The organism is uncultured Sphingobacterium sp. (assembly GCF_964277905.1).
In the GTDB taxonomy this organism is placed as follows: domain Bacteria; phylum Bacteroidota; class Bacteroidia; order Sphingobacteriales; family Sphingobacteriaceae; genus Sphingobacterium; species Sphingobacterium siyangense.
In genome coordinates this window covers 143093-162630 of sequence record NZ_CAXYKD010000048.1, presented here as the reverse complement: position 1 = coordinate 162630, position 19538 = coordinate 143093, and the positions used below count along the sequence as shown (strand labels likewise).

General features: G+C 40.8%; 18 protein-coding genes. 9 read left to right on the top strand and 9 right to left on the bottom strand.

Annotation, left to right across the window (positions count from 1 at the left end; translation table 11 throughout):
* Nucleotides 1-139: 139 nt before the first annotated feature.
* Nucleotides 140-1999: a CocE/NonD family hydrolase gene (locus ACHWSC_RS22390; RefSeq protein WP_394678243.1), complete on the top strand. Its 1860-nt coding sequence runs from the start codon at nucleotides 140-142 to the stop codon at nucleotides 1997-1999.
* Between the two features lie 84 nt (nucleotides 2000-2083).
* Here ACHWSC_RS22390 and ACHWSC_RS22385 read toward each other — a convergent pair whose 3' ends face one another.
* Nucleotides 2084-3292 (bottom strand): CynX/NimT family MFS transporter, encoded by a 1209-nt coding sequence (locus ACHWSC_RS22385; RefSeq protein ID WP_394678242.1) that lies wholly within the window; start codon nucleotides 3290-3292, stop codon nucleotides 2084-2086.
* An 89-nt stretch (nucleotides 3293-3381) separates the two neighbouring features.
* Between ACHWSC_RS22385 and ACHWSC_RS22380 the strand changes: the two genes are divergently transcribed.
* Complete coding sequence (locus ACHWSC_RS22380) at nucleotides 3382-4176, top strand: helix-turn-helix domain-containing protein (protein ID WP_394678241.1); 795 nt, start codon at nucleotides 3382-3384, stop codon at nucleotides 4174-4176.
* Nucleotides 4177-4588: 412 nt separating this feature from the next.
* Entirely contained in the window at nucleotides 4589-5911 is a 1323-nt protein-coding gene (locus tag ACHWSC_RS22375; RefSeq protein WP_394678240.1) for an NYN domain-containing protein, read from the top strand.
* Between the two features lie 113 nt (nucleotides 5912-6024).
* On the opposite strand, the gene ACHWSC_RS22370 is transcribed toward ACHWSC_RS22375, so the two are convergent.
* Nucleotides 6025-6690, bottom strand: a complete 666-nt coding sequence (locus ACHWSC_RS22370; RefSeq protein ID WP_075991919.1) for a DUF2625 domain-containing protein — start codon at nucleotides 6688-6690, stop codon at nucleotides 6025-6027.
* A 203-nt stretch (nucleotides 6691-6893) separates the two neighbouring features.
* On the opposite strand from ACHWSC_RS22370, the gene ACHWSC_RS22365 reads away from it, so the two are divergent.
* Complete coding sequence (locus ACHWSC_RS22365; RefSeq protein WP_075991918.1) at nucleotides 6894-7424, top strand: YfiT family bacillithiol transferase; 531 nt, start codon at nucleotides 6894-6896, stop codon at nucleotides 7422-7424.
* A 77-nt stretch (nucleotides 7425-7501) separates the two neighbouring features.
* Here ACHWSC_RS22365 and ACHWSC_RS22360 read toward each other — a convergent pair whose 3' ends face one another.
* Together ACHWSC_RS22360 and ACHWSC_RS22355 are read right to left on the bottom strand one after the other, a co-directional pair.
* Nucleotides 7502-7729, bottom strand: coding sequence for a hypothetical protein (locus ACHWSC_RS22360; protein ID WP_120334747.1), 228 nt, complete (start codon nucleotides 7727-7729; stop codon nucleotides 7502-7504).
* 3 nt (nucleotides 7730-7732) lie between these two features.
* Nucleotides 7733-10291 (bottom strand): SEL1-like repeat protein, encoded by a 2559-nt coding sequence (locus tag ACHWSC_RS22355; RefSeq protein ID WP_394678239.1) that lies wholly within the window; start codon nucleotides 10289-10291, stop codon nucleotides 7733-7735.
* 174 nt (nucleotides 10292-10465) lie between these two features.
* On the opposite strand from ACHWSC_RS22355, the gene ACHWSC_RS22350 reads away from it, so the two are divergent.
* The gene (locus tag ACHWSC_RS22350) at nucleotides 10466-11023 is read left to right on the top strand and encodes a hypothetical protein (protein WP_394678238.1); all 558 of its coding nucleotides are present in this window, start codon (nucleotides 10466-10468) and stop codon (nucleotides 11021-11023) included.
* 48 nt (nucleotides 11024-11071) lie between these two features.
* Nucleotides 11072-11632, top strand: a complete 561-nt coding sequence (locus ACHWSC_RS22345; protein WP_394678237.1) for a hypothetical protein — start codon at nucleotides 11072-11074, stop codon at nucleotides 11630-11632.
* Nucleotides 11633-11775: 143 nt separating this feature from the next.
* On the opposite strand, the gene ACHWSC_RS22340 is transcribed toward ACHWSC_RS22345, so the two are convergent.
* From ACHWSC_RS22340 to ACHWSC_RS22320, 5 genes are all read right to left on the bottom strand, one after another.
* Entirely contained in the window at nucleotides 11776-12480 is a 705-nt protein-coding gene (locus tag ACHWSC_RS22340) for an NUDIX domain-containing protein (RefSeq protein ID WP_394678236.1), read from the bottom strand.
* Between the two features lie 3 nt (nucleotides 12481-12483).
* Entirely contained in the window at nucleotides 12484-13395 is a 912-nt protein-coding gene (locus tag ACHWSC_RS22335; protein ID WP_394678235.1) for a hypothetical protein, read from the bottom strand.
* 186 nt (nucleotides 13396-13581) lie between these two features.
* Nucleotides 13582-14364, bottom strand: a complete 783-nt coding sequence (gene nadE, locus ACHWSC_RS22330) for an NAD(+) synthase (protein ID WP_075991911.1) — start codon at nucleotides 14362-14364, stop codon at nucleotides 13582-13584.
* Entirely contained in the window at nucleotides 14354-15844 is a 1491-nt protein-coding gene (locus ACHWSC_RS22325) for a nicotinate phosphoribosyltransferase (protein ID WP_394678234.1), read from the bottom strand. Before ACHWSC_RS22325 ends, nadE begins: the two co-directional genes overlap by 11 nt.
* A gap of 10 nt (nucleotides 15845-15854) precedes the next feature.
* Nucleotides 15855-16667, bottom strand: coding sequence for a hypothetical protein (locus tag ACHWSC_RS22320; RefSeq protein WP_394678233.1), 813 nt, complete (start codon nucleotides 16665-16667; stop codon nucleotides 15855-15857).
* 705 nt (nucleotides 16668-17372) lie between these two features.
* On the opposite strand from ACHWSC_RS22320, the gene ACHWSC_RS22315 reads away from it, so the two are divergent.
* The 3 genes from ACHWSC_RS22315 to ACHWSC_RS22305 are packed head-to-tail and all read left to right on the top strand — an operon-like array spanning nucleotide 17373 to nucleotide 19525.
* Nucleotides 17373-17864 (top strand): hypothetical protein, encoded by a 492-nt coding sequence (locus ACHWSC_RS22315; protein WP_075991908.1) that lies wholly within the window; start codon nucleotides 17373-17375, stop codon nucleotides 17862-17864.
* A gap of 2 nt (nucleotides 17865-17866) precedes the next feature.
* On the top strand, nucleotides 17867-18832 hold the full coding sequence (locus tag ACHWSC_RS22310; protein ID WP_394678232.1) for a hypothetical protein: 966 nt from the start codon (nucleotides 17867-17869) through the stop codon (nucleotides 18830-18832).
* Nucleotides 18833-18847: 15 nt separating this feature from the next.
* On the top strand, nucleotides 18848-19525 hold the full coding sequence (locus ACHWSC_RS22305) for a YiiX family permuted papain-like enzyme (protein ID WP_394678231.1): 678 nt from the start codon (nucleotides 18848-18850) through the stop codon (nucleotides 19523-19525).
* Nucleotides 19526-19538: the final 13 nt, after the last annotated feature.

Here is a 19538-nt window from a genome sequence, read left to right as displayed (position 1 = left end):
AACGATAACGCGATGACAAATTTAACTGTAGCGCATAGAGCCCAAGGTGCATAAGAGTATCCATAGCATTGCAAAAAATGAAACCAAGTGTAAAATTATAATTTACACCAAAGAATGTACTGAACAAATAATTATCTGAATGAAAAATACAATTTCGTGCCTAACTTTAGCGCTTTTAAGCGCAAGCCAGTTACATGCTCAAACAGCTGCCGACTCGGCTTATGTTAGAGATCATTATGAAAAGACCGAAGTAGCAATCCCCATGCGAGATGGGAAAAAATTATTTACTGCGATCTACAGTCCAAAAGACAAATCCAAGAAATACCCAGTTTTACTCAATAGAACACCCTACACGGTTTCTCCTTATGGGCAGAACGAATACAAAAAAAGCTTGGGAAACTTCCCCCAAATGATGCGTGAAGGCTATATTTTCGTTTACCAGGATGTCCGTGGCAAGTGGATGAGCGAGGGTGATTTTGAAGATATACGTCCGACCACCTACAGCAAAGATAAAAAAGCAATCGATGAAAGTACGGATACCTATGATGCGCTTGAATGGTTACAGAAAAATCTCAAAAACTATAATGGCAAAGCCGGGCTCTATGGGATTTCCTATCCAGGCTTCTATTCTACCGTCGGATTGGTCAAAACACACCCGAGCTTGAAGGCAGTCTCCCCACAGGCTCCCGTAACAGACTGGTTTATCGGCGACGACTTCCACCATAATGGCGTATTGTTTCTTCAGGATGCATTTACATTCATGTCAACCTTTGGTGTCCCACGGCCAAAACCCATCACACCAGATCAATTTAAGGGCAAAATTCAGATCAAAGAAGCCGATAAATATAACTTTTTTGCAGAAGCAGGAACAGCGCGGGAACTCAAAGAAAAATACTTTGGTGACTCCGTACAATTTTGGAATGACCTGTTTAAACATCCCGACTATGATGATTTTTGGAAATCGCGTGTAATCACCAATTCTTTACAGGAGGTAAAACCAGCTGTAATGGTGGTTGGTGGTTTCTTTGACGCGGAAGATGCTTATGGAACATTTAAGACCTACCAATCGATTGAGGATAAAAGCAAAAAAAACAACTCGATTTTAGTCGCGGGACCTTGGTATCATGGCGGCTGGGTTCGTGCAGAAGGAAACTATTTAGGTGATATCCAATTTGAGAAAAAGACCAGTATTACTTATCAGGAACAATTTGAACAGCCGTTTTTCAAATATTACCTAAAAGATGAAGGAAACTTCGCCCCTGCCGAAGCTAACATTTTTGTTTCAGGCAGCAACGAATGGAAACATTTCGAACAATGGCCGCCAAAAAACGTAGAGACAAAAAAACTATACTTCCAACCTCAGGGGAAACTTGGATTTGACAAAGTTCAGCGTACAGATTCCTGGGATGAATATGTAACAGACCCTAATAAACCTGTTCCGCATCAAGGTGGGTTAATTCAAAACCGAACACGGGAGTATATGGTAGATGATCAACGTTTCGCAGCTAGTCGCCCTGATGTCATGGTTTATCAAACGGAACCGTTGACGGAGGATCTGACGATAGTAGGCCCAATCAAAAACTTTCTCAAAGTCTCTTCAACAGGAACAGACGCGGACTATATTGTCAAACTGATTGATGTATACCCGAACGATGCTGCAAGTTATCAAGGAAAAACAATGGCTGGATATCAAATGATGGTACGTGGTGAGATCATGGCGGGGAAATACCGAAATGGTTTTGATAAAGCACAGGCCTTGACTCCAGGTATGGTCGAAAAGGTGAATTTTGAAATGCCAGACGTTGCGCATACCTTCAAAAAAGGACATCGCATTATGGTTCAGGTACAAAACTCATGGTTTCCGTTGGCAGAACGAAATCCACAGGTATTTTTACCGTCTTATACAGCCACCAAAGCTGACTTCCGTAAAGCTACCCAACGTATTTTTCACGATGTGAACAATGCCACATACATCGAATTTTCTGTCCTCAAAGATTAACAGGTAAATTCGAAAGCCAGCGCTTAAGAGCTAATTGAATAAGGCTACATCAGCTAAACACCTATGCCTGATGTAGCCTTATCTTTAATCTTCCGCTACATACTTATCTTCGCCGGCCTTCCATCCCGCAAACAATAAAAGTACGATACTCCCCGCCAAAAAGTAGAACGAGTAATTCCAGGTAGCATCTATTTCGTGCAGCCTACCAAAGATCGGCGGACCAAAAGCCGCAATAAAATAGCCGACAGACTGCGCCATGCCCGATATTTTGATTGCATTTGCCGTTGATCTGGCCCGCAGGGTAAAGAAGAGAATAGACAAACTGAAAGACAGTCCATTGGAAAGTCCCAGCAATATGGCGGCAACATAAATTCCCTGAAGCTTGTAATGCCAGAATATAAAGATACTTCCAAGCATCCCTATCGCAACAGCAGTTGCCATTAAACGTTGATCCTTCATCCGATGAGCCAAAATAGGTCCAATGAACATAATGGGAATCATGGCAATTTGGATCAAAAACAGCAACCAGCCCGTATCCTCCTTTGGCATACCATAATCGACCAATACTTTGGGCAACCAAGAAATCAAGCTGTAGTAAATCAGGGACTGAATACCCATAAATAGGCTGATATACCAGGCCAATCTTGACCTAAAGATATGCCCGATTCCACTTGTCGCTTGTCTATTTTCAGTAATACCTTGAGCTTTCTTTCGGCCTAAACCATCAAAAAAAACAACAATAAGTGATAACAAGGCTAAAATCACCCAAACACCCAGTGAGCCTTGCCAACCAAGACCGGTCCATTCACCCAATCGTAAACTAAAACCCGAAGCAAAAGCCGCAGTCAGGTTCATTGCTACCGCAAAAATCCCTGTCATCAGCCCAATCTGCTTTGGAAAACTGGTTTTTATGTAGCCAGGTGTAACGACATTGCCAACACAGATCCCAAGTCCAATTAAAAAAGATCCCACAAACAGCGTTGGCATATTGCCCCAGACCCGAAGCACAATCCCTACACTCAACAGCATTAAACCAAACAATAAAAAACGATGCATGCCCAGTTTATGCGAATATCGACTTACTGCGACAGAACAGCTCGCAAACATAAAAAGGGGGATTGCCGTCAATAGGCTGCTTTGAAAACTATTTAATTGTAAATATTCACTGATTTGCCCCAGTACAGGGCCAACGGCTGTAATTGGTGACCGCAGATTGGTTGAGACCATAACAACAACCAATATGGATAACCAGGTCCAAGAAACAGCTGTGGATACTTTTATATTTTCTTTCATAATAAAATCGCGCTATACATGTAATGATCGCTCGCAAAGATATACCTGAAATTTTAATTAAATTTGCCATTAATTTAATTTAAAACGACATGGATCAAACAAATCATACATTGACAATTGAACGCATCCAGAAATCAACCTTTGTCTGGTTTGAAGAAAACTGGATACACGACAACGAGCTGCACAGTCATCGCAAAGGCCAGTTGATTTATGTCGAACAGGGTTTCCAATACCTTACCGTCGCAGGAAAAATGTATTTACTCCCCCAAAATCACGTTGCCTGGATTCCCTCCGGTGCAGTACATAAGACCAACTCCCACTCTGAACGCATCAAGCTTATGGTACTTTTTTTTGATACTCCACAATTTGACGGCGCACAAGACCAGTTGTTTTTCAATCAGGTGCAGCTATTTTCTGCGCCTAAAGTATTACGGGAAATGATTTTGTATTGTGAAAAATGGTCGAAATTGATTGAAGAAGATGAACATGAAAAAGTTTTCCTGGGTGCTTTACTCCATGAACTCCCCTATTTTGCCGCACAATTGCTCCAACTTGGGATCACCCTTCCTCAGGAGAATAGACTTCAAGCCGTCTTAAATCACCTCCATGACCATTACACAGAAGCCTTCACATTAGACGAGATTGCCCTATTGTCCAATCTTTCGCTCCGAACTATAGAGCGCCTTTTTAAAAAGGAAACCGGAATGACACTTGCAAAATATCAGCAGTTACTCCGCATTATCAAGAGTTTGGAACTTCTTAGCACAAAACAATTCACCATCTCCCAAATCGCGTATAAAGTCGGTTATAAAAGTGTACAAGCGTTCACCAATAGCTTTTATGCTGTGATGAAATATAGACCTTCGAGCTTCATGATGGACTAGTTTTCGCACAGCTACAGGTGGTTTGTAGCTGTCCAGCTACAAAATATAAGGCATTTAAAAAAAATAACAACGAATAGTTGCACAGGTGTAGTATTTACACTATCTTTGTATCATCATAATTTAGGTTTATAATTGGTTATTTAAGGTTTTCATTCTCCCCGTTTGAAAACCTTTTTTTATTTATTTTCACCGTCCTTCAAATCATTTCACTGCTCCTCAAACACAATAATTTCCCTCTTAGGCCCAAACAAAAGCAACTAATCGCATGTTTCCAAAAAATAGCGTTCAAATTAATTCTTAAAAAATTCAAGAAATTCTTTAACAATACTGTATTTTTAACGAATATATTCGGATGAGAAAGGTCAGGCGAATAGAAAAGAGTTCAAATATTGAAAAAATAATCTAAACATATATGGCAGAACATGGGGATTTGCAAATCGCAATACTAATCGATGCGGATAATGTATCTTATCGAAAGATCGAAGAGATTTTGAATGAAGTCAAAAGATACGGGATTCCAACCATCAAACGCATCTACGGAGACTGGACCAACCCTTATGTTGAAAAATGGAAGGACAAACTTCTTACCCACGCGATTACCCCCATACAACAATACAGTTATACCCAAGGCAAAAATTCTACTGATTCCGCATTAATTATTGACGCCATGGATATTCTGCATTCGGACAGAGTGGACGGATTTTGTATTGTATCGAGCGACAGCGACTTCACCCGCTTGGCCACCCGCCTCCGGGAATCAGGCAAGCTCGTAATCGGTATAGGTGAGAAAAAGACACCTAAGCCTTTTATCGCCTCCTGTGACAAGTTTATCTATGTGGAAATTTTCGAAAAAAATCAAAAGAAAGAAACAGTCACAAAGAAAAAACAGCAAAATCAGCCCAAACCTGCCCCGGTTGACAATCCGGCAAGTATAGCGGTACTGGATGAAGAAACCCTGGAACTTTTAAAAGACACTGTTGATGATACAGCTGATGAAAATGGCTGGGCTTTCCTAGGCGAAATCGGAAGTCTTTTCAATAAAAGGAAACCTGATTTTGACGCGCGAAATTACGGATACGACAAGATGTCCCACCTTTTTAAAGCCTACAAGGAAGATTTTGAAATTGAAGAGCGAAACACCGACAAATCGCGTATAAAACACTACTACATCCGCAATATCATTAAACGGCCTTTAGCAATGGCCAGCCCGGCTCCAGCAGCGGAAACTGAGCACAAAACTCCTTCTACTCCTACTCCTTCCGTACCGCCTACAGAAACTGCGGCAAAAACTGCAAATCAAAACAATAGAAAGAAAGGGCGCCAAGAGAAGAAACGTCAGGATAAAACAAGTTCTGAACCGATACAAAATGAGGCTCCAAAAGTTCAGGAAATTCAGGAGCAAAAAGCCGAGTCCCAAGCCTCCACAGTACAGACACCACCGAAAAACATGCTTTTTCCTTCAGAGGGCAACAAGATTACTGCAGATGATGTTAAGAAATCGCAAATAAGGATTACAAAAGAATTCAAACCTTTATTTCCCACTAAATCCCAAAAATTAAGGATTATGATCAATGCCGGAGAATATGAATGCAATTTTACCTACCGAGGCAGAGGATTTCATGTACTTAAACTGGGAAAAGAAGCCGCTACGCAGCTTGGTCTTGCAGAAGGAATACAAATACAACTGATCAAACTGAATGAAGTTAGCTTTAGCCTTCAAAATAAATCCGTTTAAATCTTATTCAGGGTTATTTTTCTCGCTTTAATAGGGTGATAGGACAATATACATATTGTCCTATCACCCTATTAAAGCATTAAGCTGAAGGGTTTGTCGTATTAAAATAACGATTAGCGTCTGCCAGCAAATTCCATCGTAAAATGGTAGTTCTCATCGATTGCCATTGGCTTGCGATCTACTTTACGAAAATCCCGTGCTTCTTCAGTCCATAGAAAAGGATAAAACGAAAAAACTTGATTACCATTCAACGATTTGACGTCTTCACTCCAGTCTTTCCATTTAAATGTTTCATAAAACTGTCTGATATCCCCTTTCAAAGCCCAAAAAACAAAGTCCGAATAGCCACATTCCAAACTTTCCCATTGCAAGGTATCTTGAGCAAAATAATAGACCTGTCCAATAGCATCTCCCAGAGCGCCGGCATTGATGGCAAAATAACCACCCAAAACATCGTCAGCTATAAGAAGAAATCCTCCTTTTTCGCCTTCCTTGTCAAAACTCTTGCCCTTATTCCACTCCATAATTCCACGGTTCAGCTTTGGCGAACCGGAGCCTAAAATCCGCAACCAGCCACCATCAATCAGTATACCACCGCTTTGATGAATAATGGCCCCCATCGGAGATTTCGTCGTAATTTGTGCCCTTAAAAGTTCCTCATCAGCCCGCTTAGGGTTTTGAGGAAGCACTTCATATGAATTTGTCGCTTCCTTCAACCAGCCCTCAACCAGCTTCCATCCCGAATTACTTGTATCAATCAGTTCTTTTAGACTTTTCATTTCTTGTGCTTTTATATGCTAAGATCAATGATCCTCCACATAAACGGGAGGATCATTGATCTTAGCATTTTTGCCGAAATTAACACAATTCTTTATCGCATCCAAATTACAGCTTGCACAAGAACGTATCGAAAAAAAATATTCATCGAAAACATGAACATAAAGATTAGGAACCTTGCATCTATTTTAAGTAATTTTAGGTTATGCAACATGAATTAGAAAAACTCAGATACCCCATAGGTCGTTTCGCGATACCCGATGTAATTGACAGCTCCCTGTTGAATGACTGGATCAAGACAATTGCAGATTTTCCGGCTCGGTTAAAATCCGAAGTCGGCGACCTTACGGACAGTGCGCTAGAGAAGCGCTACCGTCCTGACGGCTGGACGATACGTCAGGTCGTTCACCATTGTGCCGACAGCCATATGAATAGCTTTGTCCGGTTCAAATTGGCCCTAACGGAAGAAGATCCAACCATCAAATTATATGAAGAAAAATTATGGGCCGAACTTCCCGACGCCAAAATAATTCCCATAGAAAGTTCGGTAAAATTGCTTGAAGGTCTACATGAACGTTGGGTCATACTGCTGAAAAGCCTTTCAGCTGAACAACTTGAAAGGGGGTTTATTCACCCCGTTACCAAAAGACTAATTTCTTTAAAGGTCAATATAGGCCTGTATGCATGGCATTGTAACCACCACCTCATGCATATTGTCAACGCCAAAAACCATTGATGGAATTACATAGCACAAAGATCTATTGACTGGCAGTCAAAAGATCTTTGTGCTAAATTCACTTTATTGCCTTCACTTTACGACAATGACATCGCCCACAAAAAGGCCAGCAATCCTGCAATCAGGAGGCCAATAAGGCCCGACAGAAAAAACGACAGAAAATAATACCCCGCGGTTCGTGTTTTCTTCTTTACGATATGAACAATACCTACCGTTAACGTATAAATCGTTCCAAATCCAAAAAAAACAATCATGATCAAGTCGATCAGAATGCCACTAAAATCTATATTTGCTGATGATAACATGATTTACTTTTTCTTTTTAAATAGTTTACTAAAAAAGGAAGAACTTGCATTTGAATCTTCGGACTGATTATCCCATTGCAATAAATCCTGTTCGATATCCAGTTCATTGGTTTTTGCAAAACCTAACCAATGGACAAATTTTTCCTGATCTCTAAATGTAGGATCATTCTTGTAATAATCCAATAAGCGCGCTGTGGCACTTTCGTAAACGCCGTAGTCATTGGCACGCTCAAAATAGTGGATCGCTTTTTTACTGTCCTTTTTAAATTTCAGTCCCTGATCATAGAGCAATCCATAATAAATAGCAGCAAATTGATTTGTGGTATCCTTTTTTAAATAACGCAATAAGTTTGCGTAATCTTGTTTTTGATAATAGATTTCTGCCATTTGCGCATCATTGGGGATACCCGCTTTTTCAGCTTGTTTAAAGTAATCTAAAGCTAAGACATAGTCTTGTTCCACATAGGCTCCTTCGTAATACCAATTCCCTAAGTTGCTCATGGCTTGCGCCTCTCCAAGCGCAACAGCTTGCTGATACCCTTTTAAGGCCTTCGAAATATCCAATTCAACACCATGCGCTGTCGCATAGAGAAAGGCCCAGTTATTCCATGCCTGAGCATGGTTCTGCGCCATTGCCTGTTCATAGAAGAACTTTCCCTTTGCGATATCCATCCCTTCGTAGCCTGCATCTGTATATATATTTCCAAGGAAATATTGGCAGTCTGCACTGCCGCGATCGGCTGCGATCTTGAGCAGCCGAATGGCTTCGAAGACCTTCCCTTCAGCATCGAGCTTCTTCCCCCTTTCAAGCAGTGTGTCATTATCGAAATACTGTTCATATCCATCACCCTTGCGTTTCGTCCAGGCTTGATAAAACTGCACAAAATAGCTTTGATCACGCCCCTGTAGCTGATAACGTTCTGTATATAAATGCCCGAATGCTGTTTCGGGTATCTCTATCACATTCCGACTTAGGTCGAGATGAAAGATCTTCTCTCCCTTAAAAAGCAACAGGAGTTCGCCTGAGATTGCCTCAGGAGCTGGATAATGAAAAGGCGAACAAATATAATCGTAAAGCTCACTGCAAAAGTTAAGCTTCGTATCGAAATAGCGCGTTCCCGCAGCACAGTGTATGCGCATAAAATCCAAAAAGCAATGTTCGATTTTCTGATGGTCAATGGCAGGTTCAAGTAACCATTCCCCTCGATGAGCATCATAAATCCCCTGTCCTTGGGCACAGCCTACGACAAAAATATCTTTACGGTATTGCTGTATGCTATCTACTGCTACTTTATCTATCAGGCTATCCATCAGTCGAAATACCCCCTGTTCAAGCGAGTAAATCTGCCATCTTTTATTTTTGAGATAGGCAATACTTTGATAGCCATCCAACACGATAATCCGATCAATTTCTTCATCCAAGATATTACCATCGGGTTGAATGACGGCAATTTTTGGCTGTAACTTATTGGGTTTAATCCAAAAATATCGATTGGCTAGCGGCTCCAGACTACCTTCTAGAAAAGTCCCTAAATACTGACCGTCCATTCGGTAATATTTCCTTTTTATCGTTCCTTTTTGCCGGTTATAGAACAGTTTGTTATAGTCATACATAAAAGGCTCGGGTGCAGGATCTGAAATAATCAATCCTCCTTCAGCCGAAAGGAGAATGTGGCTATCGCCTTGTCTTGCGTTTATAAATCCATAGGCGATCCAGTCGAGTTCATCATAGATTGCAGGTATACTTAGCTGTTTGGCATCCATATGCAGTACCCCACGTTTTCCTGCCACTTCCACTTCAGCGTAATTGTTACCATTGATATGCCGGGCATCGAAAGCGTCGCTATATTGACAGGACAGCAGTTCAGCGCCGCTAGCATTGATATAACCATATTGTCCATTTGATTGAACTACCGCAATCCCCTGGTCATTGAATTCAAATATCTCATCATAAATCGCGTCGAGCAAAATATCACCTTTAGCATTTTTTAATCCTTGTTTTCCTTCCGCTTCGAAAACCTCTGCTCCTTTCTCCTGAACAAGCTCTTCTGCCCATAAGCCCAAGCCATAATCAATCCAATCAGTTTGAAGAGCATCTAAAAATGAAGTATAACCAGACTCTTTCACAAGCGGGTCCAGCGGATTTAAGGACTGTTCTTCGACCGCTTGTTCATACAAAGCGGCCTTCATTCTTATTTCCGCCACCCAATCTTTGGCCTGCTCCGCGTCATTTTCTTCATTCATAGTAAAAACATCGCGTCCATCAATCTGAAAGGCATCAAAAGGTAGCTCTTCCAAAAATTCAAACATCCTGTTGACAGGCTCAAAATATATTTTTTTATAATGCAATTGATACCTATCAGCCAACAACGCATAAAAATAGCGCAGTCGTGCGATCCCATCTTCCTTGTTTGCATAAAGCTGGCTGCCTTTGGACCGGATATTGGCGGAAAATAAAGGTAGCATCAGGAAAGGAATTTCATAATTCCATTCCGCCAGATAAGAAGGATATGTTTCTTTGGTCTTGAGATTTACATTATAGATATAAATACGATGTGCCATGCGCTAATTTTTCTGTTTGTCGTTGTATCGCAGTAATCCATTCCATACGACAAGAATCATGCGAATGCTGTAAAAATACCGTATTTATCGATTTTTTCGATTAGCGGAAAATAGGGATTTTTTTCTCAGCCAATTTTAGGCAACTTTGGTTTGGATTTTGTAACAGAAAGAACAATGAATCATTTCAAATACAGTTATTATTTCGGCGCATTGATACTTCTTTCATTGCAAATTGCCTGTCAGGAAAAATCAAAGCCACAGGAAGCACACCTAGCTCCCGCAAAAACGACGGAAAGGCCAGTCAAAAATACTGTCTTAAAAGACACCGCATTACCAAAACACGCCACACTGGATAGCATTGACCATGCCAATGCGCAAAGTGTACTGGAATCTGATGAAGTCACCACAGCTTATGTAAACCTAGCTTCTCAAGACAGCATCATACGCCTACATTCCAATATACGTTTAGACCATCGCTTCTTTGGCTATGAGCAGGCAGATATAGGCTCAAAAAAACTACTTTTATTTTCCATCTTTACCAACGATGTGGAACACAATCCATTTCAACTCAAACTGGGTGCATATTACGATACCTCTGGCTTAGACAGTAAAGGCTCAAAACTAAAATATGTGAATACAAAGGGTGATTTTGTGCAAGCTAAATTCATCGATTCGACCGATATACCGGTATGCACGATCTATTTTGAAAAGAAATGGGTCGAGATCGAATAAAAAACAAGTATAACCAATTTCAAAAAAATACAACTAACCTAAAACAACATGAAGTTCACTATAAAAACTATTTTTCTACCCTGTATAGCATTGCTTTTTAGCTGCCAACAAAAGAATGAGGCTAAAAAAACAGCCATTGCAGTTAGTACCCCCGCCAGTATAGACACTTTACAGAAAAAGGAGGCGATGAAATCCACATCCAATGATGACCTGGCTCTTTTTAATCAGCTTTATCCGATTGATATTCTTCAGCCGGAGAGCAAAAATAGTTTCAAGAAATATGGTATCGAATTTTCAGGAATATGTTATGCCTGTGATCTTGCAGAAATCAAAATAAATAAAAAACAACTGCTTTTGGTCAATGTCTGTGATTCCAATGAAATCTATCAGATTAAAGAATTTACCGCTATCCGCAACGACACAGGCCTAATCATAAAGACCCAGCACAATGAATTTATCTTCAAGCGAGTAGAGAAAGAGCCTATTTTCGAATTACAAATCAAGGGGGATTCGTTGTTGCTAAAGAATAAACGTATCGCAAAATACTACGCCCAGAAATCTTTGATCGATCAATTTGAAGTACATGATTGTGGTGATTTTCAGGGTTAGCACCGGCTTGATTTCGTTGCTGTTCACGAATAGCAACAGATCAGGAGAATAAAACAGCACCGATTGTTAATAGATGACCTTATACGAACTAGACAGGATAAGAACAGGCAGTATTTCATTTCTGCCTGCTCCACCTGTTCTACTTATACTTCAAAATAAAACCCCGATTCAATAAGTTCTTTATATTTTACCCTGTCAAAACTATAAATCTTCGCAGCCCTGGCACACCGATCTTTCTGCTTATCGCTGTGGTCGATCAATAAACCCATGCTGAGGATTTTTTTTCGAAAATTCCCACGGTCAATTGACCGTTGCAAAACAGTTTCATACAAATTGTGCAAATCGGGCAAGGTAAACTGTTCGGGCAGAAGCTCAAAACCGATCGGCTGATAACGTATTTTCCCTTTGAGCCTTTCGATGGCGGTATTCAAGATCTGTTTATGGTCAAAAGCGAGGTCTTTATTTTCATCAATGCCAAACCATTTTACAGCTTCAATATCCGCACCCGCTTCCAAAATATACGTTTCAGGCTTGACAAGCGCATAATAAGCAATGCTGATCACTCTTCCGCGCGGATCACGCGCTAAGTCTGAAAATGTATAAAGCTGTTCAAGGAAAATATCCTTGAGACCGGCCTCCTCCTGCAGTTTACGAAGCGCACAGTCGTCGGCAGTTTCTTCTTCCTGAATAAAACCGCCCGGAAAAGCCCATTTTCCCAAGAAAGGTTCTATTGCCCGTTTGGTCAATAATACCTTAAGCTGGTTTTTATCAAACCCGAAGATCACACAGTCAACCGTTACAGCAGGCCTCGGATATTCATATACATATTTTTTTGCTGAGCTTGCCATGTACTACAAATTTACTTCGGTTGACAATTTAATCTGTATCCCATATTTTTCTTTTAAAGCATCAAACTGCAGGAGGGTTTGCTCTTCAAATCCGGCAATCGGCGACATGCAGTCTATCAATAAGGTAATACGGGAGGTGATGGACCGATCATGTTCAAAATATTCCAAAATCTGCACCGCCGAAGCCAATACGCAATGGCTTGATGCCTCTCCCGCGATATAAATGGCATCGTGTGCCCGTATTGCTTCAAGCACAGCATGGTTTACAAATTTATTGCCATCATATTCGGCCTTAATAATACCATACATTTCCGTATTCGGATCCTGTCCTTTGTAAACCAAGACTGGTTTTACCTGACGCACAGCACTGTGAAAATAGAGCATATTCGTAAATTGACTCTCGAGCTGTGCACCCGAAGTTCCCTCCAAACAGTGGTATGGCCATATACACAATTTTTTTTTCCCCTCGGCTTCCAAATGCTGGAGATAATCCAGCGCTAAGGCTGTATGGCCATTCACAGCACGCCAGATACCGTCGCGGACATCAGCATAGCGAATGATGGTAAATGGCTCTGGATGATTTCCTTCCGTATCCAGCCACCAATCGGCATGGAAAATCTGCATCATCGAATGACAATCAAGACTGCACATCACTTGTGTCAGGGAGCCCAAATTACGGTACATCCATTGTGTTAGACGCTGAACATCTGCTTTGGAACCATCGACCGCAAGACTCCCAATAGATTCCATAAAATCGTTCTGAACATCTATTGCCAAAAGCAGCGTCCGTTTCACGTCCAAAGCTGCAGGCCTGACCTGCTCCTTTTCTGACAATTCCAGCATTGCCGGTATATTATCACTTTTGCCGCTGGCAATATGCTGCACATCGACAATCTGATCAAATGGTGTTATCATGCTATTCATTTTCTTTCATCAATATCTATTTCAACGCCGCATTTATTACGCAAAACGATGAAGCCATTAAACTTTTCTTCCAGTTAAAAATCATCTTCATTAAAGCATAGTTTTTGTCTCTTGTTAGCTGCTATGAAGTGCTTGCGTCGATTGCCATAACTAGCAGATTGCCTTAACGAGTTAAAATTAACCCTTGAACGTAGGCACTGCTGCAAACTTGTGCGCAGATTGTTGTATACGTTTACGAATAAGTTCATCTATAACCGGGTTGCCCGATGTACCTTTCAAAATAAACCCATCGATTTGTGCATAAGTCATTCCCAGTTCATCTTCATCTGTCTGTCCTTCCCAAAGGCCTGCAGACGGACTTTTATACTGAATAGATTCGGGTACGCCCAGGTATTTTGCCAAGGTATATACTTCCTGTTTGGTGACCATTGCCAACGGATTCAGATCGTAGGCGCCGTCGCCCCATTTCGTAAAATAACCTACCGTAGCTTCGGCCATATTCCCCGTACCAATAACAAATCTGCTGCCCAGTTGCGCAAACTGATACAAATATGTCATGCGAACACGTGGGCGAATATTTGCAAGGCTCAAGGCGCGGTTAGCGGCTGTGGCTTCTGCGACAAATTGTTCTTGATGAATTGCCAATGCATCCACAGCAGACTGAATGTCAAACACATGAAACGGAAAATCAAACTTCTGAATAAGCTCCATCGCATGCTGATGACTTTTACTATTATTCATATCGCTGCCATAGGGCATCATGACCAAGTGAACATCTACTTGTGCCAGACGGCATAAGCAGGCCACAACACTGCAATCGATACCACCGCTCATTCCTAATACAAGTCCCTGGCGGCCGGCAGATTTCACTTGCTGAGCAATCCAGGATGCCATCAATTGTGCATACTGTGCCACGTTTTCATCCTGGATGAAAAACGGTTTGTTTACGCTATTTTCCATATACTCGAATTGTTTCAGTTTTCAATCTATTCCTTATTTCTTCAAAACGCGTTGTGTGCGTAAATTCACCATCCAAATAACAGGTTTGGAGTAGGTTTCTACTTTCCAGTTCAGCTATAGTTTTTGGATTCAGGTTATCTATTAAACGAAATTCATCATTTTCGAATACCACAGCCACCATACCCTTTTGTGACTTCTTAAAGTTTCCCGTATCTGTAGCCGGACGTTTCTGAATTGCTTTAAATTCTCCATTGACAATTTCGGCAGTTCCTTTTAACGCAAAACCAAAAGTATCGCGTGTAACATATTGATAGGTATAAGAGCCTATTCCCAATATGGTATTGGTAGAAGCAAAGCCCTTATCGAGCAAACCTTGACATATTTTATCGGCTCTATCCACTGTAATGGAATCACCATAAACCACTCCGATATGTGGATCCAGCTCCTTAAATCCCTTGCTGTTGGTCGTACCGCCAAAAAGTTCAAATAAACGTTCGACGATACCTTTCCGAACGGTACTGCGATCAGATGCAACATCACCACAGATAATTTTTACAGGATCACCACTATCGGGGCGAATAACAACTTTTCCTTCCCTAGCCATAATAAGATCTTTCAGTTTCGGCAATACGTTGTCAACTACATTCCAGAGGTCATATGTATCCGATACAATGGAAATATTTCCACTTGGGTATACCTTGGTGATCAGATGCCGAAATGCCTCCACTTCATCCTCACCGTAGGAACACATCACACTGTGCTCCGTAGACGGGGTATACATCATCACATCACTTTTTGCATGATAGTAGGATTTCAGATACTCCCTAACGGAAAGCGTAGCTGAAACACCGAAGCTCAACAGATGCCCCCCAGCTGTACGATAAGCCGTTTCAGGAGAGCCCATGCCACGCATGGAAAAATCACCGGCTTGGGTAAAGACTTTATTGACGTCGCCCGTTTTCTCGGCAAAATCCGTCAATAATCTTTTATAGCGATCTGCAATTGTCGCTGCTGTCATCGGTGACCAGATATAGGCCGATAATTGTGTTTCCAGATAACCCGGAAGCCAGAAAAAATTGGGATGTGTATTTTCAATGGTAAACATTGGCACGCCAATAGGCACCAGGCTGCCTTCCGGCAAAGCATTTACTTTGATTGGAAGGTACCCCAGTCGATGTAGGTCGCGAATATGTTTCGATTCATGCATCGATGCGAACTTTGCGTTTGTATTTTCAAAAACAGCTGCTATTGCCTCTTCGTAAGCCGCCACGACCTCCTCTTCCGGTTGAGCAAAAAAGTTTGCATCAAATGAATTCGTGATTTCGGCCAAGGCCCCCTGTAATCCAAAAAATACAACATGACTAATGCCTTCTATGCGGGACATGCGCGGTGTCCAAGTCTCATAAACCCATTGCGTATGTGCAGGGTATTGATCCTTATGGCACAATTTATAACCATCTGTCCAAAGTATTGGATTCATGCTCATTGATTTAAACATAGCTTTCAGTCGTTAAGTTGATATAATTTATTTTGGGGTGCTTGGTATCCATCATAGAATTGGTGGTAAAGACATTGGTTATCGGTGAATCATCATCCAGCAGGTTCCCTTTAAAAATTCGGGGTTCGCAATGCGTGACCAAAAGATAGACTGCACTAGCTCCCATTTCTTTCAATATTTTCCCGGCCCAAAGAAATGTTCCCCCTGCCGAACACAGGTCATCGACAATAATACATTTTGCGCCGAGCGGGATATCTCCGGCCTTAAGTTCCATCCCTTCGATCCGACCTGTTTGTGGATTCCGCTTCTTCTCAAAAACACAGCTATTTTCATAGCCACTGTTGATGTAACGTGCCGCAGCTCCTTTATCCGGGAAAACAATCCGATCTGATTCCGAAAAATCAAGTTTTTCCATTAATTGTGGCAACCAGTCCAATGCTGGATAAATCCCTACACTGTTCGCCAGTAGCTCCAGTGTCACATTGGAATGCGGCTCGACAACAGATACTGCATCAAATTGCAAACTATTGATAAACTCCGACACATATTTCAATGTGAATAAATCACCCTCAATTTTGCGATCCATACGGCTATAGGGCATATAACGGATCAGTAATCTGCAAGATTCGGTGGGTACTTCATCCAATCGCTTTTTGACAAAAAGCAAGCGGATTAAATCTCCATCCTCCTGATAAGTAAATTCAATGAGATTGTTCTTTAAGATCAACTGATCAAAATCTTTCACTTTTGTCTCCCCATTTGGAAATTGCTCTGTGACTATCTGATGCTTATTTAATACAATCATAGCTTTTAATTTTGCTTTTTACTATTGAGTACTTTTTACTCAACAAATATGAAGATTAAATTTAAGCTTGCAAAATATATTGAGTACTTTTTACTCATAAAATCAAACAATAGCACATATAACACTGTATATCAGTAAAATAATTTAAATAAAACAGCGTAGCGAAAAATTCATCTCTCATTTCTAAATAGTAAACATGAAACTGATTTCCTGATTAGCGTATAGCTAATCAAGATAAGTATTAAATCGAAACATACGGATACCAAGTCATATCTAACAACAATTTTTAATCAGTATTTAGACAGTCATTAGTCAGTGATTATACAGTATATACTGAGTAATCACTGAACAAACACTGAACGATCACTGAACAAGCACTGAACAAACAATGCTAAAAGGTCGAATTTGATACCGCTCTGATCCCTGTTTGCTACTACGGTTTCCCGCTCTTCGTTTGATTAACGGATAGAAAGAAAAACACGTCCTACAAGACAGAAAAATGTGATGGAAATATTGACTACATAGGCCTATAGGAGATGTTCAGGTGATAAAAAAACGCTGAGAGACAGTTCCAATAAAAATTAGCTGATTATAGGGATTGAAATTTTGCGATAAAACATGATCTTTGTCTATACCAAAGTCACAAAATTCTTTGTCAGCCCACAATTGTGCTAGCAAAGAATTTGAATTACTTAAGCATAAAGCATGGAATTAGCCAATCTTATCAAACAGGATATTGAGTCAATTTTACAGATTGAATCTCAAGACATCAAACAATTGGTCGAGGACTATCGCGAAGACTTAATGGATGCGGATACCTATGACGCCATTGATGCGTACAATATGCTCTATTCGAATATTTATGAAATGTCCGAGGAAGAATACCTCGATGCTTTTCGTACGCTGGGAGAAGCCTATCCAAACTTTGGCAAGGCCGATGAAAATGACATCCAAAAATCAATCGCTGAATTGGAACGATTAAAACATGCTTTTAATGAACTACAACTCCATACAACAGAAGGTAAACAGCTTCTAGCATTACAATTAGCGGTTTTGGAACTGGACATTCAGGTCTACCAAAAACAAACTTTATCGCCGACTACACTTGAGATACAAGCTGAGATCAATTTATTGGAAACCGAATCGTTTGGATTAACCAATCAGATCAATCAGTTTTTAGAACAATACCACGATTAGTTATGCAAGCATTTTATCCGATGAATCGCCTGTGGTTAAAAACAGGTCTTTGCTTGCTTTGCTTGCTTTGCTTACTGACCGGTCTCGCAACATCGTTGTTTGCAAATCAAAACAAGATCGTTTTTCAGTCACAGCAGCAGCCAGGAAACAGATTACCCTTTTACATTACGGACCAAGGGACGCTTTGTTATAATTTGCCGGTGGACACCATGGGCGTATACGCCATACAGATCAATCTCAACAGGCTTTTCCCGACCGCAACGGCGGAGCATCTTCGTTCAAAATATTATGAACTATCAGACAGCACAATAACAATAATCAACTATGCCGAACCGGCTAACGCCATCAACTATAGGGTTACTGATAACAACTTTGTCATATCCAAATCCTCCAATTGGCTCGCGGACTACCAACCTGAATTTCAATTCATCGCTTTGGACAGCCTCAAACACATGGAGAACTTATTCGACACGAACGATTTGGGTGGCCTAATGCAGTTGGAGGCAACCAAGCTCCCTTTTGAAAATATACTTTTATTTTTTAGTCAGCTGCATGGATTTTCCACAGTAGAGGAATTTAGCAGCAATGCCATTCATCGGATTTTAGAAAAGGATCAGTATGCTATTGCCAAACAATTTCATCACTTATTTCTGACGAGAAACAGACAAGTCGATGATTTCGACGTACTGAAGGCGGCAATAGAAAAAAACGATATGGATTTTATCCGTAAAACCTCTTTAAATAGTCTGAACCGTCTGGGTATAGATGAAGTTAAAGCGGATTATAGCTTCACACAATGTACATTACTTGGAAAAGCGATCTTAATGAAAAACAACATTGCCATAGATTATCTTTTGCAGAAAGGTGCCACCACGGAGAAAGTATATCAATATGAATCCGACGTATTATCTGCTTTTCAACTCGCCGAAAGGAGCAAATCAAAGAAAATCATTAAACTATTTCAGTAAATCATAAATAAAACAATGAAAAAGACACTTATTTACCTGATATCTCTTGTTAGTTATCTTGTGATCATCGCAGCGCTGACATTGCCAGTTCATGCGCAAAAAAAGTCAATGGCTCCCAAGCAATCGAAGGCTAATTCAAAACTACCCCAGTTCAACGATGGCGATATGATCTTTCAGTCTTCTATTTCACCGCAATGCAAGGCCATCCAATTAGCAACGCGTTCTCCGTATTCCCATTGTGGGATTATTTTTTATGAGAACGGTAAACCTTATGTACTGGAAGCCGTACAGCCCGTAACTGTAACTAAGTTAGAACACTGGATTGCGCGTGGCGAAAAGCAGCATTACGCGGTCAAGCGCCTCAAAAATGCAGACCAGGTACTGAGCAATTCGAAACTGGCCAAAATGAAAGCAATCGGCAAAGATTTTATCGGCAAAAATTACGACGCGACATTCGAATGGTCAGACGATAAGATCTATTGCTCGGAATTGATCTGGAAAATATACCAGCGTGGAGCAGGCATCGAAGTTGGGAAACTTGAGAAACTAAAAGATTTTGATTTAAGCAGCCCCGAAGTGAAAGCTAAGCTGAAAGAGCGTTATGGTAACAGCGTTCCGCTGAATGAAACGGTCATATCACCCGCCTCAATTTTTAATAGTCCATTGTTGATTACGGTGATGAGTAATTATTAAGCAGGCTCGCCCC

Excerpts from the sequence above, each read along its gene's own strand:
- ACHWSC_RS22325 (WP_394678234.1), bottom strand. The coding sequence starts at position 15,844 with ATGAATCCAATACTTTGGACAGATGGTTATAAATTGTGCCATAAGGAT.
- ACHWSC_RS22340 (WP_394678236.1), bottom strand. The coding sequence starts at position 12,480 with ATGGCAAGCTCAGCAAAAAAATATGTATATGAATATCCGAGGCCTGCT.
- ACHWSC_RS22320 (WP_394678233.1), bottom strand. The coding sequence starts at position 16,667 with ATGATTGTATTAAATAAGCATCAGATAGTCACAGAGCAATTTCCAAAT.
- ACHWSC_RS22305 (WP_394678231.1), top strand. The coding sequence starts at position 18,848 with ATGAAAAAGACACTTATTTACCTGATATCTCTTGTTAGTTATCTTGTG.
- ACHWSC_RS22345 (WP_394678237.1), top strand. The coding sequence starts at position 11,072 with ATGAAGTTCACTATAAAAACTATTTTTCTACCCTGTATAGCATTGCTT.
- ACHWSC_RS22360 (WP_120334747.1), bottom strand. The coding sequence starts at position 7,729 with ATGTTATCATCAGCAAATATAGATTTTAGTGGCATTCTGATCGACTTG.
- ACHWSC_RS22310 (WP_394678232.1), top strand. The coding sequence starts at position 17,867 with ATGCAAGCATTTTATCCGATGAATCGCCTGTGGTTAAAAACAGGTCTT.
- ACHWSC_RS22370 (WP_075991919.1), bottom strand. The coding sequence starts at position 6,690 with ATGAAAAGTCTAAAAGAACTGATTGATACAAGTAATTCGGGATGGAAG.
- ACHWSC_RS22355 (WP_394678239.1), bottom strand. The coding sequence starts at position 10,291 with ATGGCACATCGTATTTATATCTATAATGTAAATCTCAAGACCAAAGAA.
- ACHWSC_RS22385 (WP_394678242.1), bottom strand. The coding sequence starts at position 3,292 with ATGAAAGAAAATATAAAAGTATCCACAGCTGTTTCTTGGACCTGGTTA.
- ACHWSC_RS22315 (WP_075991908.1), top strand. The coding sequence starts at position 17,373 with ATGGAATTAGCCAATCTTATCAAACAGGATATTGAGTCAATTTTACAG.
- ACHWSC_RS22350 (WP_394678238.1), top strand. The coding sequence starts at position 10,466 with ATGAATCATTTCAAATACAGTTATTATTTCGGCGCATTGATACTTCTT.
- nadE (WP_075991911.1), bottom strand. The coding sequence starts at position 14,364 with ATGGAAAATAGCGTAAACAAACCGTTTTTCATCCAGGATGAAAACGTG.
- ACHWSC_RS22380 (WP_394678241.1), top strand. The coding sequence starts at position 3,382 with ATGGATCAAACAAATCATACATTGACAATTGAACGCATCCAGAAATCA.
- ACHWSC_RS22335 (WP_394678235.1), bottom strand. The coding sequence starts at position 13,395 with ATGATAACACCATTTGATCAGATTGTCGATGTGCAGCATATTGCCAGC.
- ACHWSC_RS22375 (WP_394678240.1), top strand. The coding sequence starts at position 4,589 with ATGGCAGAACATGGGGATTTGCAAATCGCAATACTAATCGATGCGGAT.
- ACHWSC_RS22365 (WP_075991918.1), top strand. The coding sequence starts at position 6,894 with ATGCAACATGAATTAGAAAAACTCAGATACCCCATAGGTCGTTTCGCG.
- ACHWSC_RS22390 (WP_394678243.1), top strand. The coding sequence starts at position 140 with ATGAAAAATACAATTTCGTGCCTAACTTTAGCGCTTTTAAGCGCAAGC.